This window comes from Rhizobium jaguaris (genome assembly GCF_003627755.1).
In the GTDB taxonomy this organism is placed as follows: domain Bacteria; phylum Pseudomonadota; class Alphaproteobacteria; order Rhizobiales; family Rhizobiaceae; genus Rhizobium; species Rhizobium jaguaris.
The window spans coordinates 3,547,247-3,562,643 of the sequence record NZ_CP032694.1; the positions used below are offsets into that span (position 1 = coordinate 3,547,247).

17 protein-coding genes are annotated in these 15,397 nt (G+C 60.4%); 9 read left to right on the plus strand and 8 right to left on the minus strand.

Annotated features, from left to right (window positions below; genetic code table 11):
- The first annotated feature begins 6 nt into the window (after nucleotides 1-6).
- Together CCGE525_RS17325 and CCGE525_RS17330 are read left to right on the plus strand one after the other, a co-directional pair.
- A complete protein-coding gene (locus tag CCGE525_RS17325; protein WP_120705351.1) occupies nucleotides 7-636 on the plus strand; it encodes a tetratricopeptide repeat protein in 630 nt (209 codons plus the stop codon).
- Between the two features lie 89 nt (nucleotides 637-725).
- Nucleotides 726-1,775 (plus strand): alpha/beta fold hydrolase, encoded by a 1,050-nt coding sequence (locus CCGE525_RS17330; protein WP_120705352.1) that lies wholly within the window; start codon nucleotides 726-728, stop codon nucleotides 1,773-1,775.
- Here CCGE525_RS17330 and CCGE525_RS17335 read toward each other — a convergent pair.
- A complete protein-coding gene (locus CCGE525_RS17335; RefSeq protein ID WP_120705353.1) occupies nucleotides 1,754-2,695 on the minus strand; it encodes a LysR substrate-binding domain-containing protein in 942 nt (313 codons plus the stop codon). The genes CCGE525_RS17330 and CCGE525_RS17335 overlap by 22 nt on opposite strands.
- A gap of 110 nt (nucleotides 2,696-2,805) precedes the next feature.
- On the opposite strand from CCGE525_RS17335, the gene CCGE525_RS17340 reads away from it, so the two are divergent.
- The 4 genes from CCGE525_RS17340 (at nucleotide 2,806) to CCGE525_RS17355 (ending at nucleotide 5,233) form a co-directional block, all read left to right on the plus strand.
- Nucleotides 2,806-3,195: a tautomerase family protein gene (locus CCGE525_RS17340; RefSeq protein WP_120705354.1), complete on the plus strand. Its 390-nt coding sequence runs from the start codon at nucleotides 2,806-2,808 to the stop codon at nucleotides 3,193-3,195.
- Nucleotides 3,196-3,200: 5 nt separating this feature from the next.
- Nucleotides 3,201-3,596 carry a cupin domain-containing protein gene (locus tag CCGE525_RS17345; protein ID WP_120705355.1) on the plus strand — a complete coding sequence of 132 codons (396 nt, stop codon included), beginning with the start codon at nucleotides 3,201-3,203 and terminating at the stop codon, nucleotides 3,594-3,596.
- Nucleotides 3,597-3,599: 3 nt separating this feature from the next.
- Nucleotides 3,600-4,172: a DUF4865 family protein gene (locus CCGE525_RS17350; protein WP_120705356.1), complete on the plus strand. Its 573-nt coding sequence runs from the start codon at nucleotides 3,600-3,602 to the stop codon at nucleotides 4,170-4,172.
- Nucleotides 4,173-4,261: 89 nt separating this feature from the next.
- Complete coding sequence (locus CCGE525_RS17355; RefSeq protein ID WP_120705357.1) at nucleotides 4,262-5,233, plus strand: threonine ammonia-lyase; 972 nt, start codon at nucleotides 4,262-4,264, stop codon at nucleotides 5,231-5,233.
- Nucleotides 5,234-5,337: 104 nt separating this feature from the next.
- Here CCGE525_RS17355 and CCGE525_RS17360 read toward each other — a convergent pair whose 3' ends face one another.
- The 6 genes from CCGE525_RS17360 to CCGE525_RS17385 form a co-directional block, all read right to left on the minus strand.
- On the minus strand, nucleotides 5,338-5,973 hold the full coding sequence (locus CCGE525_RS17360) for a LysE family translocator (RefSeq protein WP_120705358.1): 636 nt from the start codon (nucleotides 5,971-5,973) through the stop codon (nucleotides 5,338-5,340).
- 126 nt (nucleotides 5,974-6,099) lie between these two features.
- On the minus strand, nucleotides 6,100-6,981 hold the full coding sequence (locus CCGE525_RS17365) for an NAD(P)-dependent oxidoreductase (protein ID WP_120705359.1): 882 nt from the start codon (nucleotides 6,979-6,981) through the stop codon (nucleotides 6,100-6,102).
- A 157-nt stretch (nucleotides 6,982-7,138) separates the two neighbouring features.
- Complete coding sequence (locus CCGE525_RS17370; protein ID WP_120706469.1) at nucleotides 7,139-7,768, minus strand: hypothetical protein; 630 nt, start codon at nucleotides 7,766-7,768, stop codon at nucleotides 7,139-7,141.
- Nucleotides 7,769-7,794: 26 nt separating this feature from the next.
- Complete coding sequence (locus tag CCGE525_RS17375; protein ID WP_120705360.1) at nucleotides 7,795-9,189, minus strand: selenium-binding family protein; 1,395 nt, start codon at nucleotides 9,187-9,189, stop codon at nucleotides 7,795-7,797.
- A gap of 334 nt (nucleotides 9,190-9,523) precedes the next feature.
- A complete protein-coding gene (pyk, locus tag CCGE525_RS17380; RefSeq protein ID WP_120705361.1) occupies nucleotides 9,524-10,963 on the minus strand; it encodes a pyruvate kinase in 1,440 nt (479 codons plus the stop codon).
- On the minus strand, nucleotides 10,963-11,451 hold the full coding sequence (locus CCGE525_RS17385) for a DUF1036 domain-containing protein (RefSeq protein ID WP_120705362.1): 489 nt from the start codon (nucleotides 11,449-11,451) through the stop codon (nucleotides 10,963-10,965). Before CCGE525_RS17385 ends, pyk begins: the two co-directional genes overlap by 1 nt.
- Nucleotides 11,452-11,657: 206 nt before the next feature.
- On the opposite strand from CCGE525_RS17385, the gene CCGE525_RS17390 reads away from it, so the two are divergent.
- From CCGE525_RS17390 to CCGE525_RS17400, 3 genes are all read left to right on the plus strand, one after another.
- The gene (locus tag CCGE525_RS17390; protein WP_120705363.1) at nucleotides 11,658-12,455 is read left to right on the plus strand and encodes an N-formylglutamate amidohydrolase; all 798 of its coding nucleotides are present in this window, start codon (nucleotides 11,658-11,660) and stop codon (nucleotides 12,453-12,455) included.
- Between the two features lie 62 nt (nucleotides 12,456-12,517).
- Nucleotides 12,518-12,823, plus strand: coding sequence for a DUF1244 domain-containing protein (locus CCGE525_RS17395; RefSeq protein WP_120706470.1), 306 nt, complete (start codon nucleotides 12,518-12,520; stop codon nucleotides 12,821-12,823).
- A gap of 94 nt (nucleotides 12,824-12,917) precedes the next feature.
- Complete coding sequence (locus tag CCGE525_RS17400; RefSeq protein ID WP_120705364.1) at nucleotides 12,918-13,181, plus strand: DUF2312 domain-containing protein; 264 nt, start codon at nucleotides 12,918-12,920, stop codon at nucleotides 13,179-13,181.
- A 96-nt stretch (nucleotides 13,182-13,277) separates the two neighbouring features.
- Here CCGE525_RS17400 and CCGE525_RS17405 read toward each other — a convergent pair whose 3' ends face one another.
- A complete protein-coding gene (locus CCGE525_RS17405) occupies nucleotides 13,278-15,254 on the minus strand; it encodes a peptidoglycan L,D-endopeptidase MepK (protein WP_120705365.1) in 1,977 nt (658 codons plus the stop codon).
- Nucleotides 15,255-15,397: the final 143 nt, after the last annotated feature.

A 15,397-nucleotide genomic window follows, 5' to 3' on the forward strand; every position in this document is an offset into this window, starting at 1 on the left:
GCTACTATGCTCGCCATGCGCATTTTTGCTTTGTCATATTTGGCTCTGCCGATTCTCTTCGCTTTGACTGCCGCCGCACCGCATCTCGCCATGGCGGATGATTCGAGCATCGTCGAGAAGAAAGATCCGAACGCCGCGTCCAGCAGCCTGTCGCCGAAACAGCAGCTCGACAATCTCTTCACAGCTTTGAAACGCCAACGCGATCCTGAGCAGGCGAGCCTCATCGCCGACCAGATCCGTATGGAATGGAACGATTCCGGCAGCGCTACGATCAATCTCCTGATGCAATGGGCCGACAAGGCCATCCAGGAGAAGCGCAATGCCGCCGCTATGGATTTCCTTGATCAGGTCATTGCGCTGAAGCCCGACTATGCCGAGGGATGGAATCGTCGAGCGACGCTGAATTTCGCCATCGGCGACTATCGCAAGTCGATGGAAGACATCAATCAGGTGCTGCGGATAGAGCCGCGCCATTTCGGTGCGCTCGCCGGCATGGCCGCGATCTTGAGCGAAGCCGGCAACGACGAGCTGACGCTGAAGGCGTGGGAACGTTTCCTTGAAATCTATCCGGCGAATCGCGCGGCTCAGGAGCAGGTTAATACCCTCTCCGAAAAAATCGCCGGAAGCCGAACTTGAGGTTTGTCAACAGCGGGCATGCCTACGACGGACGGGGGTTCATGAAAGTCGGATAGGCTGATGGTCCCCAGTATCTGCTTACTACAACAATGATCGATGTCCTGCTTCTCGCCGTTGTTCTCCTTTTTGCCGTTGGTGCCGGCTTTTCGGCTTACAAGACACGCGCCATAGAACAGGCCTATCCCAACATAGGCGAGCTGACCGATATCGGCGATTTCCGCATGAATGCCCTGCATCTGCCGCGCCCGGCCACTGCCGATCTGCCGTCGCTGATCTTCATCCACGGCGCAAGCGGCAATCTGCGCGACCAGTTCGAAGCCTTTGCCGACCCACTCGAGGGCCGGGCCGAAATGCTGTTCGTCGATCGCCCCGGCCATGGCTATTCGGAACGCGGTGGCCCGGAAAACGCCTTGCCGTCCGGCCAAGCTGATGCGATCGCCAAACTGATGGAGAAACGCGGTATCAAAAGCGCGATCATCGTCGGCCACTCCTTCGGCGGCGCCATCGCCGCAGCTTTCGGCATGCGCCATCCCGACAAGACAACCGGCCTGCTTTTTCTCTCGCCGGCAACCCACCCGTGGCCGGGTGGCATCGATTGGTACTATACGCTTGCCGCCATGCCGGTCTTTGGCTGGCTCTTCGCTCATCTGCTGGTGATGCCGATCGGTCTGCACCGTGTCGAAAGCGGTACGCTCGGCGTCTTCAGCCCCAACGAGCGGCCGGTCGACTATCTCGAAAAAACAGCACCGGAGCTGGTGCTGCGGCCAAGAACCTTTCGCAACAATGCGGCCGACGTCGCCAATCTCTTCGCCTATGTTTCGGCACAAGCGCCGCGCTACCGCGAGATAACTGCGCCGACCGTTATCATCACCGGCGACAGCGACGATATCGTCATGGAAGAGCTGCATTCCCGCGGCCTGGCACGTGACATCGCCGGCGCCGAACTCGTCACCATCGGTCATCTCGGACACAAGCCCGACTACGTCACAACCGATGTGGTCATCGCAGCGATGGAACACCTCGCCGGCCAGTCGCGCGATCTCCAGGCCTTCGCCCAGGAGGCGGAAGCCCGCCTCGCCTGCCTGAAGACCGTGCTGTCGACCGGAACCGCCGCCGCTCAGGCGGTCACGAGTTCATAGTCAGGCGCATCGACAAACACCCGCCCCTGCGGCGTGGCGTTCACCGTTTGCCGCACGGCTTGCAGCATGATCGAGGCCAACCGCTCCGTCGCCGGATTTGCTTCAGCTTCAGCGCGATGCAGCACGAGGTCGAGTTTCGGCAGCAGTGGCAGGCCGGCTTCGCCTGACGCCATAAGGTGCACCTTGTCCGGCAGGCCAAGCGGCGTGCGCACGGCCAAGCCCAATCCAGCTGCCGTCGCCGCCCAGAGCCCGCCAAGGCTGGGACTGACGAAGGAGATGCGCCAGCCGATGCCCGCGTGATCCAGCACCTTCGTCGCGATGGTGCGCAACAGACAAGGCGCTTCCAGCGACGCAAGCGGCAGCGGCTCGCCGCCATCGGCATGCCAATGGGTAGCACGATGCACCGGCCCGACCCAGCACATCGGCACTTCGGCGATTCGATCGGTATGGGCAGTGCGAAAACCGTCGCTCCAGGCGAGCGCCAGATCGAGCTTGCCGGAGGTCACGCGCTCGATCAGCTCGGCATTGCGAACCACGCGCGCCTCGATCCGCACCTTCGGATGCGCGCGGGCAAAGCGGCCAAGCACCTCCGGCAGCAGCGTCTCGCCGAAATCCTCCTGCAAGCCGAGCCGCACCCAGCCTTCCAGATCGGCACCGTGGATCGCAGTCGCGGCCTCATCGTTAAGATCCAGCAATCGCCGCGCATAGGCAAGCATGGTCTCGCCGGCCTCCGTCAGCGCCAGCCCACGCCCGGCCTTGCGGAAGATCGGCGCGCCCGCCTGCTCCTCCAACTTCTTGAGCTGCGCGCTGATGGCTGACGTCGAACGGCCGAGCCGATCGGCCGCCTTGGCAAAACTCCCAAGCTCCATACCGGTAACGAAGCTCCGTAGAACGTCAAGATCGAAGACGGCTTTCCGCATGATCTATCATCCATATTTTTGGGACTATCGGTCCAATATTATCTAATTTTCCGAACGATTATCCCGTGGCATGGTGAAGCCGTCAAGTGGACAGATGACAGGAGTTTCCCATGCCTTTCACCCGAATTTCCCTTCTCCGCGGCAAATCGCCCGAATATCTGCAAGCGCTCTCGGACAATTTCCATCGCGCAATGGTAGAGACTTTCGAGGCGCCGCCCACCGATCGTTTTCAGGAGATCCGTCAGTTGGAACCCGGCGAGCTGATCTTCGACCGCACCTATCTCGGCGGCCCGCGTTCGGACGATTACGTCTTCTTCCAGATCACCATCGGCAAGCCGCGCTCCACTGAAGTCAAAAAGGCCTTCTATCGCCGCCTCGTGACCCTGCTTGCGGATCAGCCGGGCGTCCGGCCCGAAGATGTCATGATCAACATCGTCACGACGACGCGCGAGGACTGGTCCTTCGCAGACGGGATCGCGCAGATGATCGAACAGGTCTGACGACGATGAACCGGACAAGCATTCGACAACCGCTTGCGATCCATCGCGCCGGCACCGCTATCAGGCGTTCACCGGAAGGCATCGCCAATGCGCCCTTTTGGGTGGAGATGCTGGTTAAGGACAGCGAGGACGGCGGCCTCACAGCCATGCGCTGCACGCTCGAACCCGGCACCATGACACGCTGGCACACACATCCCCATGGGCAGATCCTCTATGTTCTGTCGGGTGTCGGCCATGCCCAATGCGACAACGAACCGGCAGAGGAACTGCGCGCCGGCGACTGCATTACCTTCGCACCCGGCGAGCCTCACCGACACGGCGCAACGCCGGACAGCACCTTCGCCTATATCAGCATCCAGGCTCAACAGAACGGCAGCGCCGTGACCTGGCTGGAGGATTGACCCATGATCGCCATGCAATACAGCTTCACCCTGCCCGCCGGCTATGACATGGCGATCATCGACCACCGCGTCCGCGACAAGGGACCTATGCTCGACAATTTTCCGGGTCTGAAGTTCAAGGCCTATCTCACAGCCCGGAAGGGTGATGGAGCCACGGAAAGCCGGGAAAATCTCTATGCGCCCTTCTATATCTGGGAGAAGGACGAGGGCTTGAGCAATTTCATCTGCGGCCCCGGCTTTGTCGGGCTAACGGATAGCTTCGGCTGGCCGCAAGTCAGGACATGGATCGTTTGGGCTGCCGATGTCTCGCCGGACATTCGCAATGCCCGGTTTGCCACTCGCGAGATTGTTCAGATAGAGCCCTATGCGCCGCTTGCCGAGATTCGTCGGCGCGAGAGCGATGCAGCCCCTGTCGAGATCGCCCGTGGCGAAGCGCTTGCTTCCGTCGCCGCCTTCGAGCCGACGAGCTGGACGCGAGTGCGCTTCCGGCTCCTCGCCGATCTGCCGAAAAGCATCTTGCGGCCCGCCGTCCAGGCCTACGCTGTCGGCCACCTTTCCTTGCCGGATGTCAGTTGAAGTGTCACCGGGACAAAGTCGTTGTTTCAAAGAGGGTCGCGGCGTCTTATGGATGGATAGCCTTTCCGCAGCAGAAGAGTGTTCCCTCCATGGTCGATATTGCAATGATTGAAGCCGCTCGCGCTCGCCTCGGCGGTCGCGCGCGACGCACGCCCCTTCTCTCCTCCCCCTTCCTCGATGAGATCGCGGGGCGGCGGCTGTTCGTGAAGGCGGAATGCCTGCAGCATTCCGGCTCCTTCAAATTCCGCGGCGGCTGGTCGGCCGTGTCTGCATTAGAGCCCTCCGTACGCGCCAAGGGCGTCATCGCCTTTTCCTCCGGCAATCATGCCCAAGGCGTGGCGCTGGCCGCGCAACTGCACGGCATTCCCGCCGTCATCGTCATGCCGACGGATGCCCCGAAACTGAAGATCGCCAACACTCGTGCCTTCGGCGCCGAAGTCGTGCTTTATGACCGCATCAAGGAGGATCGCGACGAGATCGGTGCGCGGCTCTCCAAGGAGCGCGGCCTGACGCTCATCAGGCCTTTCGACGAACCGCTGGTCATCGCAGGCCAAGGGACGGCCGGGCTGGAAATCGCTGAACAGGCGGCCGAAGAGGGCATCGATGCCGCAACCGTACTCGTTCCGTGTGGCGGCGGCGGCTTGACGTCCGGCATCGCGCTGGCACTCGAGGCTCGCGCCCCCGGCTTCAAGGTCCGCCCCTGTGAACCCAAGGACTTTGACGACACCACCCGCTCGCTCGCCTCCGGCAAGATCGAACGCAACGCCGCCCTGCAAGGCTCGATCTGCGACGCCATCATCACTCCGCAGCCCGGCAACATCACCTTTCCTATTCTGAAGCGTCTCTGCGGCGCAGGCGTGGTCGTGACCGACGAGGAAGCACTCGACGCCATGGCACTCGCTTTCACTCGCCTCAAGATCGTCGTCGAGCCAGGCGCCGCCGTGGCACTGGCGGCAGCCCTCTTTCACGGCAAGGAGATCGACGGCGACACGGTCATCGCGGTCACATCCGGCGGCAATGTCGATACCGACGTCTTCGAGACGGCGCTGCGCCGCCACTAAAGCTCGTCGCGATCTTTCAGATTCGCTCCCACGCTTTAGCTCCTTGTTTTCGCATGTCGTTTTCGCAAAACCGCCGCACACTTTTGCGCGACATGCATTAATCCTCAACTCGCCGCGCGGCGATAAAGCACCAGCGAACCGGCCAAAGCCAGGAGCGCGCCGCCACAGGCGCGTTCCAGCCATTTCGTACCTTCCGTCTTGAGGAAGCGGACTGCCCGCGAGCCGAAAACCGCATAGCCGAACATGATCGAGAAATCGAGCGAGGCAAAGACCAGCGCGAGGATGGCATATTGCGGCATCTGCGGCGCGGCAGGATCGATGAACTGCGGCAGGAAGGCCGAGAAGAGCAAGTAACCCTTGGGATTGGTCACGGCGACCATGAAGCTCTTCATCCCGATGGAAAGCACGGTGCCCCTAGCCTGCTCGGCACTGGCCCTGAGCATGCCGTCGATCGACCCCTTCGAGCGCAACATCATGATGCCGAGGAAAGCGAGATAGGCGGCACCCGCCCATTTCAGAACCGAGAACCAGAATTCCGATGCCGCCAGCAATGCGCCGAGCCCAATGGCGACCGCGCCGATCAGCACGAAATCCGACAGCACGGCACCGACCATGCCGGCCAAGGCACGGCGTACGCCGTAGCGCGAACCATTGGTCAATGCCAGAAGCACAGTCGGCCCCGGCGTCGCGATGCCGATTGACGAGACGGTGACAAAGGCAAGCAATGCGGCGGTGTGCATGGTTTCCTCCTGACAGTTGTCAGAACCTTGCATGCACCACTACGGTTTGCAAGCTTCCCACAGTCCCCAGATGTCACGATAGTGACGGGGAGGACGGACGCCCTCCCCACTCACCACCAATAGAGACTAGTCCCCCAGGCCGGCATCCATCGCTGCCAGTGCACCGACCGCTGACCAGTCGAGATCCTCGCCGCCGTGGGCCAGCAAGGTCAAGAAGCGGTCGCGTAGCAGGCTTGCAAGCGGCAGCGGCACGTTCAGCGCCTCGCCGGCGGCCAGTGCGAGACGGATATCCTTTTGACCAAGCGGCGCGGCAAAGCCAGCCGGCTTGAATTTGCGGTCGGCGATCAGGCCGCCATAAGTCTTGTAGACCGGCGCATTGAACAGCGTCGATGTCAAAAGATCGAGATATTCATGTCGGTCGACACCGCCCTTTTCCACCAATGCCATGGCTTCCCCGAGCGACTCGATCACCGAGGCGATCAGGAAATTGCCGCTCAGCTTGACGAGATTGGCGGATTTCGGTTCTTCGCCGAGAACGAAAGTATGCTGACCGATCGCCTCAAACAGCGGTGCCACGGCTGCGATGGCGCCGGGCTCGCCGGACGCGGCGATAAAGAGTTTGGCCGCAGCCGCCGCTTCGGGCCGGCCAAAGACCGGGGCCGCCACGAAGCGCTGACCGGCCGCGGCATGCTCTTTTGTCAGCCGCTCCGAGAGGGCGACACTGATCGTGCTCGATGAAATATGAATCGCATTTTTATGCAAACTCGCCAGCACGCCGCCCTCGCCATGAACGACAGCCGACAGCGCATCGTCATTAGCAAGCATGGTGAATACCGCCTCGCCGTGGCAGGCTTCTGCGACCGTTGCGGCGATCTTGGCGCCCTCGCCCACGAGCGCTTCCGCCTTGTCGCGCGAGCGATTGTAAACTGTAACGTCGTGCCCGGCCTTCAACAGGTTTGCCGCCATGGCACTGCCCATCTGGCCCAATCCGATAAATCCGATCTTCATTGGAAACTCTCCATTCACATATGATTCGTCAAAGCCTGAAACATCATCCCAATGTCTGAAACGGCTTTCCGGCGGGATTATGCTGCGTCCGATCCGTGGGCGATCGAAGGACAACAGGACGAACTACCAGGGCTCCAGCACATCTTTTTCGCCGTCGCTAGACGATCAGCAATATCGTACCGGTGCCAAGCAGGACCAGCGTCCAGACGAGATCCATATTAATCCAGGCGCTGCGCAATATCTCGAGTCCGACCCAGCGATAGACCGCGAGCGCAATGAGACTTGTGACCGCCAACATTGCAACCGTATGAACACCGACTGCCGCGATCGTTATCGCCGCGGTCGTATCCCCGCCGATGTCGTGCAATGGTGACCCCGCAAGACAGAGCGGCATCAAAGCCGGCAGGAGCATGAGCCCGGCACCATGAGCCGTCGCCATCAGGAACGACCAGAGCACGAGGCCGGCAAGCCCTGTGCGCATGCCGATGCGAACGCGATGCCGATGTCCGAAGAAATGATGCCATAAAGCCCAGGCGACGAGGCCCGCTCCGGTGGCCGTGCGCACGGCCCCCTGATCTACGAAAAGACCGACCGCAACCACGGCTCCAGCAACAAGCGCGATGGATACGGCGTGGCCAAGGGCGATAGCAGGCACCGCTTTGACCACAGCGGCAGAACTCTGCCGGTGAACGCCAAGCGCCACGGCAAACAGCCATCCCATCGCGGGATTGAGACCATGAAAGGCCCCCAGTCCCGCCAGCAGCATCCAAGGCCAGAGTTCGTTCATTGGCACCTCATCCGACAGACCTTTGCTCACGGATAACAATAGGAATCCGACGAACAATCTCCGCCCTGCAAGCGGACCTGGTGCGGACGATGCGACTTTGGCCACTCGACGAAGAATTTCTCGTCGAAGGCAATGCCGCCATCCGCTCGGACATCAAGTTTCACCATCCAGCCAGAGACACCATCGGGATAGATCTGATCGTCGATCGCACCATAAAGCGAATTGGTGAAATAGACGCGGCGACCGTCGCGGCTGATCTCGACCATCTGCGGACCGCCATTCAGCGTGCCATTCTTCGCTCCCGCATGCGAAGCGCGCGAAACGACGCCGCCGATCCGGACCTTGCCAGTCAGCTTTGGCTTGAAGGGATCGGATACATCATATTGTTGCAGGTCTCCGGTTCCCCAGCAGGAGACGTAGAGAAATCTGTCATCCATCGAAAGGTCGATATCGGTGACGAACGGCGGCACCGCATTGAAACCCTTGAGCATCGGCGGCAACAGTTCCGGATCAGCTGGCTCCGCCGGAATATCGATCACCTTCGTCACCGCCCACTTCTCGCCATCGCGATGCCAGACCCATATTGAGGATGACAGGTCCTCAAGGCTGAGAACGCAGTTGACGAAGCCATAGGCCTTGGTCGGATTGTGCGCGGGTCTGAGTTCGAACACGAGCTGATATTTTTCACCGAGATCGATCGTCTGCACATGCTTGCGCTTGTGCAGATCCCAGAAATGCAGACGGTGACCGTATTTCGAGCCGAGCAGGACTTCCGGGATCAGGCCGTTTTCGAAAGTATCCGGCGTGCCCCATTCGCTGGTGACGAGCGTATCGTGACCAAGGTGCCACCAGACATCATAGGAAAGCTGTTGCGGTCCGCGATCCATTTCCCATTGGCCACGCACCTCGAATGTCTGGTGGTCCATGAGGAATACGCCGCCCGGCCCTTTCCCCTCGGCATTGCCAAGCGCCGCGATATAAATCCCTTCCGGTCCGCAATGAATGGTATGGGGTCTGGAATATCCGGCCCTCTCGGCGACTTCGCCGGGTTCGATAACCTTGACGATCGATGGCTTCCGACCATCGGGCTTGGTGTCGATGATATGGATGCGCGAGGATTTCAATCCCGGCACGACCAGATAGCGGCGCTCCGCATGCGGATGCGGCGCATTCGGGCAAAGGCAGGATGAACAGGCATTCCAGCCGAAATGATGCAGCTCGTCGCCGACATTGGGCATCGCAACGGCGGTCACGATTTGACCGTAAGTGGTTGATTTGGGATCGACATCGACAACCGCGAGCTCGTCGGGAACCGCTCGTGTCGGATCGAAGGCTGCGACATAGGCAAGCGTCTCCGGCGCCGCCTTCATGGCCATGCGCGGTGACGGATAAAAGCTTGGATCGGGTTTCAACATAACCATGTGAAGTGCTCCTGGCTCGCGTTTGCTAAACAATGAAGAATGTTCACTGGATGCATGCCGACAACAGCCCCATCGCTGCGGAGGGGCAGGATCAAATGCTTCAATGGGATTCGAGACCGTCCTCGCGGCCGAATGGGCGGCAGAGGCAATGTTCCCCAGGTGATTATCTCAGATAAAGGCGGGTTTGGGCAGCTTTTTTCGCCGCCACTCTCGCCGCGGCCGCTACACTGCCCGTTCAAAGCAGGGCTGGTGCGATGACGGTTGCTGCCTGATAACAAAAAAGCCCGCCGCCTTTCTCAGGCAACGGGCTTCGATACTTGCGAGAATCCGGCCGTTAGACGCCCGATTGGCCGTCCGAGCCGATGTAGGCGATACGCAGCATGTTGGTGGCACCAGGGGTGCCCAGCGGCACACCGGCCGAGATGATGATGCGGTCGCCGGGCTTGCCGAAACCTTCCTCCGCGACGATGCGGCAGGCATTGTTGACCATATCGTCGAGGTCGGTGGCGTCATGGGTAACGACACAGTGCATGCCCCAGACAACCGACAGACGGCGAGCCGTCTGAATGATCGGCGACAGCGCCAGGACCGGAACCTGCGGCCGCTCGCGCGAGGCGCGCAGACCCGTCGTGCCCGACGAGGTATAGCAGACGATGGCGGCGAGCTTCAGCGTCTCGGCAATCTGGCGGGCAGCCAGCGAGATGGCGTCGGCGCCGGTTGCTTCCGGCTGGGCGCGCTGGGCATAAATGATGCCCGGATAGTGCGGCTCGCGCTCGATCGTGCTGGCGATCGAGGCCATCATTGCCACGGCCTCGACCGGATAGTCGCCGGAAGCGGATTCGGCCGACAGCATGACGGCGTCGGCGCCTTCGAATACGGCGGTAGCGACGTCGGAAACTTCGGCGCGGGTCGGAACCGGCGCAGAGATCATCGATTCCAGCATCTGCGTCGCGACAACCACCGGCTTGCCAGAACGGCGGCAGGCGCGGATGAGTTGTTTCTGAATACCGGGAACGGCTTCGAGTGGCATTTCGACGCCAAGATCGCCGCGGGCGACCATCAGCGCATCGGAAAGCTCGATGATCTCCTCAATGCGCTCGACGGCCTGCGGCTTCTCGATCTTCGACATCAAACCGACGCGGCCGCGCGAAATCTTGCGCACTTCGGACAGATCTTCCGGGCGCTGGATGAAGGAGAGCGCCACCCAGTCGACTTCATTGGTGGCCAGCACCGCGTCGAGATCGACGCGATCCTTGTCAGTCAGTGCGCCGACACCAAGCAACGTATCGGGCAAGCTGACGCCCTTACGGTCGGAAATCTTCGTGCCGGAAATGACGGTCGCGACAATGCTTTTGCCGTCGCACTTTTCCGCGCGAAGCGCGAGCTTGCCGTCATCGATCAGCAGACGGTGGCCGGGCTGAACCGACTCCAAGATTTCCGGATGCGGCAAGAACACGCGGGTGTTGTCACCGGGCACATCGTTGTTGTCGAGCGTGAAGGTCTGGCCCGGCTTGAGATCGACCTTGCCTTCGGCAAACTTGCCAACACGCAGCTTGGGACCCTGCAAGTCGGCGAGAATACCGATCGGACGACCACAGCGGGCCTCGACGGAGCGGATACGCTGGATCAGCGTGCGCATCAGGTCATGGCTGGCATGGCTCATGTTGATGCGGAACAGATCGGCACCGGCCTCATGCAGCTTCTGGATCATCTCCTCTTCGGAGGAAGCCGGGCCGAGCGTCGCTAGGATTTTGACTTTTCGGTTGCGTTTCATCAATTCTGGCTCTCTTGGCTGCCCGGGGTATCGGAGAGCTGAACCATCCAACTCGCCTGACGCCCCGTGTCGTATTCCTTGAATCCCATTTTCTGGTAACCGCGCGCGTAGCAATCTTTCACGCCTGGGATCTTGAATTCATTTTCCGCCACGCACATTTCGACATCGCCCGTCCAGCGGCCGCCACGGGCTGCGTCTTCTGCGTAGAGGTAATAATAGCGGGATTGGAGCGGCCCTTCGATCAAAGTAGCGCAGGTGGTAGCCGGAACTTGCCACCATCCCTCGGTCACCCAGCCTTCCTTCGCACGATAACCGATCGCCACGCCCACGAGATTCTGCGTACCATTGCAGACGCGGAAATCGGCATGGGCTGCATTTGGCATGAAGAAAAACGGCGCGGCGGCGGCAAGGATGAAAAATGCGAATCGGGCAAACGGCCCCGACCGCGTAACGAAACTTGGCGCGACTTGGCTGAACACGGCTTCCAATGGGCTCCCGGTTATTCGTTGTTGCGTCTTCTTGCGCTGCCATCCATGGAATGTCAACGCAAGTCTAATCGATTATATTTCCTTCACGGGATGGTGACGGCACCTTGCGGCCCGCTCCTTGCCCATTCAATAGGCCGAACCTTGCACCTTCCGCCCGCGCATGCAATCAAACAACGGGCTGAAAATGCAGTAATCGACAAATCCACATGAATGACTTCAAATCTTTCGAAATCATATCCGGCAATCGTGACAAAGGCATGGTCATTCTCGGTGATCATGCGATGCGGCATCTCCCCGAACGCTATGGACGGTTAGGCCTGCCAGAAACTGCCTTTTCGCGGCATATCGCCTATGACATCGGCATCGAGGGCCTTTGCCGCAAGCTTTCGGCGCGGCTCGGCGTGCCTTCCGTGCTCGGCGGCTTTTCCCGTCTGCTGATCGATCCGAACCGTGGCGAAGACGACCCCACGCTGATCATGAAAATTTCCGATGGGGCGATCATTCCAGGCAATCATCCGATCACCGAGGAAGAGTGGGACTATCGCATCGAAGCTTTCCACCGGCCCTATCACCGCGCAGTGGACGAGACGATTGCGTCGGTCGCGGAGGCGACGGGCAAGGCGCCGCTGGTGCTGTCACTGCATTCCTTCACACCGGCCTGGAAGGGCGTCCCACGCCCATGGCATGCAAGCGTGCTCTGGGACAGCGACGAGCGCGCCGTGGTGCCGCTGCTTGCAAAGCTCCGTGCCGACACCAATTTCGTTATAGGCGACAATGAACCCTATGACGGGGCGCTGAGGAACGACACCATGTATCGCCATTGCATGGTCAGAGGCATTCCCCACGCGCTGCTGGAAGTCCGCCAGGATTTGATCGGCGATGAGGCCGGCATCAGCGAATGGGCCGAACGACTGGCACCGATCTTTTCGGCGATGAACGACGATCCGGCACTGCACGAATACAAGCGCTACCCGTCGCGCACCGGCCCTGACGACGAAGCTTGATGCCAAAGAAACGAAGGGCTTCGGACGACATCATGCCGGCGAAGCGGCTTGAGGAGATAGAGATGACCGAACTCACCAAGGAACAGCAGACCGAACTGGAAGCAGCCGCCTTTCGTCGCCTTGTTGCTCATCTGCGCGAGCGCAGCGACGTGCAGAACATCGACCTTATGAACTTCGCCGGTTTCTGCCGCAACTGCTTGTCCAACTGGTATCGCGAGGCGGCCGAAGAAGCAGGGCTGCCGGTAACCAAGGACGAATCGCGCGAAATGGTCTACGGCATGCCCTATGAAGACTGGAAAAATCTGCATCAGACAGAAGCTTCCGCTGTGCAAAAAGCCGCTTTTGAGCTGAACAAGCCGAAAGAATAGGGCTTCTTCCGTCGAGACGGCTTGACCTCGCGCTCCATTCGCGGCAGGTCAACGGCCCATCGAATTCAAAATCCCACGCAATCAGGAGACAATGATGTCTGATGCTCATGGCGTCGCCCGCGATCAGCTTCGCGCTTTTGTCGAGCGCATCGAACGGCTGGAAGAAGAGAAGAAGACTATTGCCGACGACATCAAGGATGTCTACGGCGAAGCCAAGGGCATGGGCTTCGATACCAAGATCCTGAAAAAGGTCATTGCGTTGCGCAAGAAGGACGATCAGGAGCGGATGGAGGAAGACCTCATTCTCGATACCTATCTCCACGCTCTCGGCATGATCGAAGCACCGCCGGAAGCCTGAGCTTCCGTCGAAGGCTGAGCTTCGCGCCTCTGCGCCTGAAATAGAAAAACCGCCGAATCGCTTCGGCGGTTTTTCTTTTGGAATTGATGGCAGCGGTTATTCGACGGAATTGAACTTCTTCACCTGCAGGAAGTTCACGGCCGAACCGCTGAAGCGTTCCGGGTCGATCGACGCTGTCTGAACCTTGAAGCCATCGGTGTAGACGGCGGTCGGCTGGGCGCGCAGCGTCGGGCTCACAAAGCGCGGAGCCTTGACCGGGCGGTTGACGATCTCGACGCGGGCATTGGTGATCGCCCACTGCGAGATCATCTTTTCGGTCAGCTTCGGCTCGGTAGTCACCGTCGCGCGGCCGGCATCAGCTACTGCAGCATCCTGCTTGTTCGGACGGCCGCCCTTGGTCGCAATACCAGCAGCGATCGGACGTTCCTGCGGCACCGCCATCTCGAAATTGTCCCTGAAGCGGCTACCGCCGGCCTTCATCTCGCTGGCGGTCGGCGCAAGTGCTGCCACCTGCATCGGCATCTGCGGCCTCTTCTGCGGCGAGACCGCAGCGATCGCCCGCACGGCGTCATTGTCGGCAACGGCATTGTCCTTGGCCGGCGGCGCGGCATCCGCGGTATTCTTCGGCGGCGCCTCATCCTTGGACGCGGCGTTGTTGGCAGCAACTACAGCCACGGGAACGCCGACATTCGTACCCGTCTGATCGACGCGATGCTGTTCGAGGGCAGCAACGATCGAGGGCGACAGCGTGCCCTCGTCGGCCGCATCATCGACCGCATCCGGATCGGCGTCGGCAGAGGCAAGCAGGCTCTCGGCGACTTCCGGACGTTCGGCTGGAACCGGCACGTCGGCGGTCTGATCGTTCGCGTCGGACTCGGCGGAGGCCAACTCGGCATCCCCGGGCGAACGGCGCTCAAGCAATGCAGGCACAGGAACGTGATAGGCGCGAAGATCGGCAAATTGCTGTTGGTCCTGCTGGCCATTCGGCATGGCTGCGGCCATCGCATCTTGAGCGGCATTCTGCGGTGACGACATCAGAGCCGAAGCAACGTCGCTTCCTGCCGGTTGATTGCCGAAGGCCGGACGAACCTGCGGAACAGGCGCGTTTATGCTGGCAACCTGCGTCTGTGTCGGCGGCTGGCTGTCGTCGCCCTCGTCCGCAGTTGCTGGAGCCTGCCCAGCCTTGTTGCTCGCAACCATCGTGGTCGGCGCTGCCGTTGCCGGTGCACCTTCATCCGCATTGTCCTCTTCCTCATCCGCGCCACCGCCGCCAAACAGCCTGGCGAAGAAGCCGCGACGCGAATGCGAAGCGCTGGCGATCTGGATATCGTCGGACGCCATGCGGCGCTTATAGTCGGCAACCGCTTCCTGATATCCCGGCAACGGCCGTCCGTCGGCCGGAATATGCATGGTCTTGCCATCGGGGAAGAGGCGGACGAGATCCTGGCGATCCATGCGCGGCCATGCGCGCACGCCGCCAACGTCCATGTGGACGAAGGGCGAGCCGGACGTCGGATAATAGCCGACACCGCCGACCTGCAACTTCATGCCGATCTCGCGCAACTTCGTGAGCCTGACGTCGGGAAGATAGAAATCCATCGCGTTGCCAAGCATATGTTGGCTCTTCTTCGCGACACCTGTATGGGCCGAACGTGTGCGCAGCATCTCGTTGGTACCCGGTGACCGGAAGCCGCAGACGACATAGATGAATTCATGCGAGCCGCTTTCGCGGTAGACTTCCCAAATCAGGTCGAACAAGCGCGGGTTCATCTTGGTGGGCTGGTTTTTACGCCAGTCGCGCAGGATGCGGTTCAGTTTCTCCAGACCGTCCGGATCGAACTTTCCATTGCGCTTGTAGGTGATGACGGCCTTTTCGCCTGTATGGACATAGTAGATCTTGAGGCTTCGAGTTTCGCCGCCTGCCTGGGATGGGGTGCCAATGAAAACCGGAGTGGAAACAGCCATCGCAAGCAGACCAACGGCTACGACCTTGGCCACCTTACGAAATATCTCTGAGCACGCAAAAAGCCTGCTCAAGCTATTAGGCTTGGTATTCCCACTCAGATTCGGCAATTCGATCCCCGTCCGACAGACAATGTCGCATCGTGTTCCAAATGGCTGTCAATTGCGGTGACACGATGGCAAAAATGCCACACATAGTCGCCACCTTCATACATGGTGAACGATGCACTAACAAGTGCTTTACGACGGGTAAC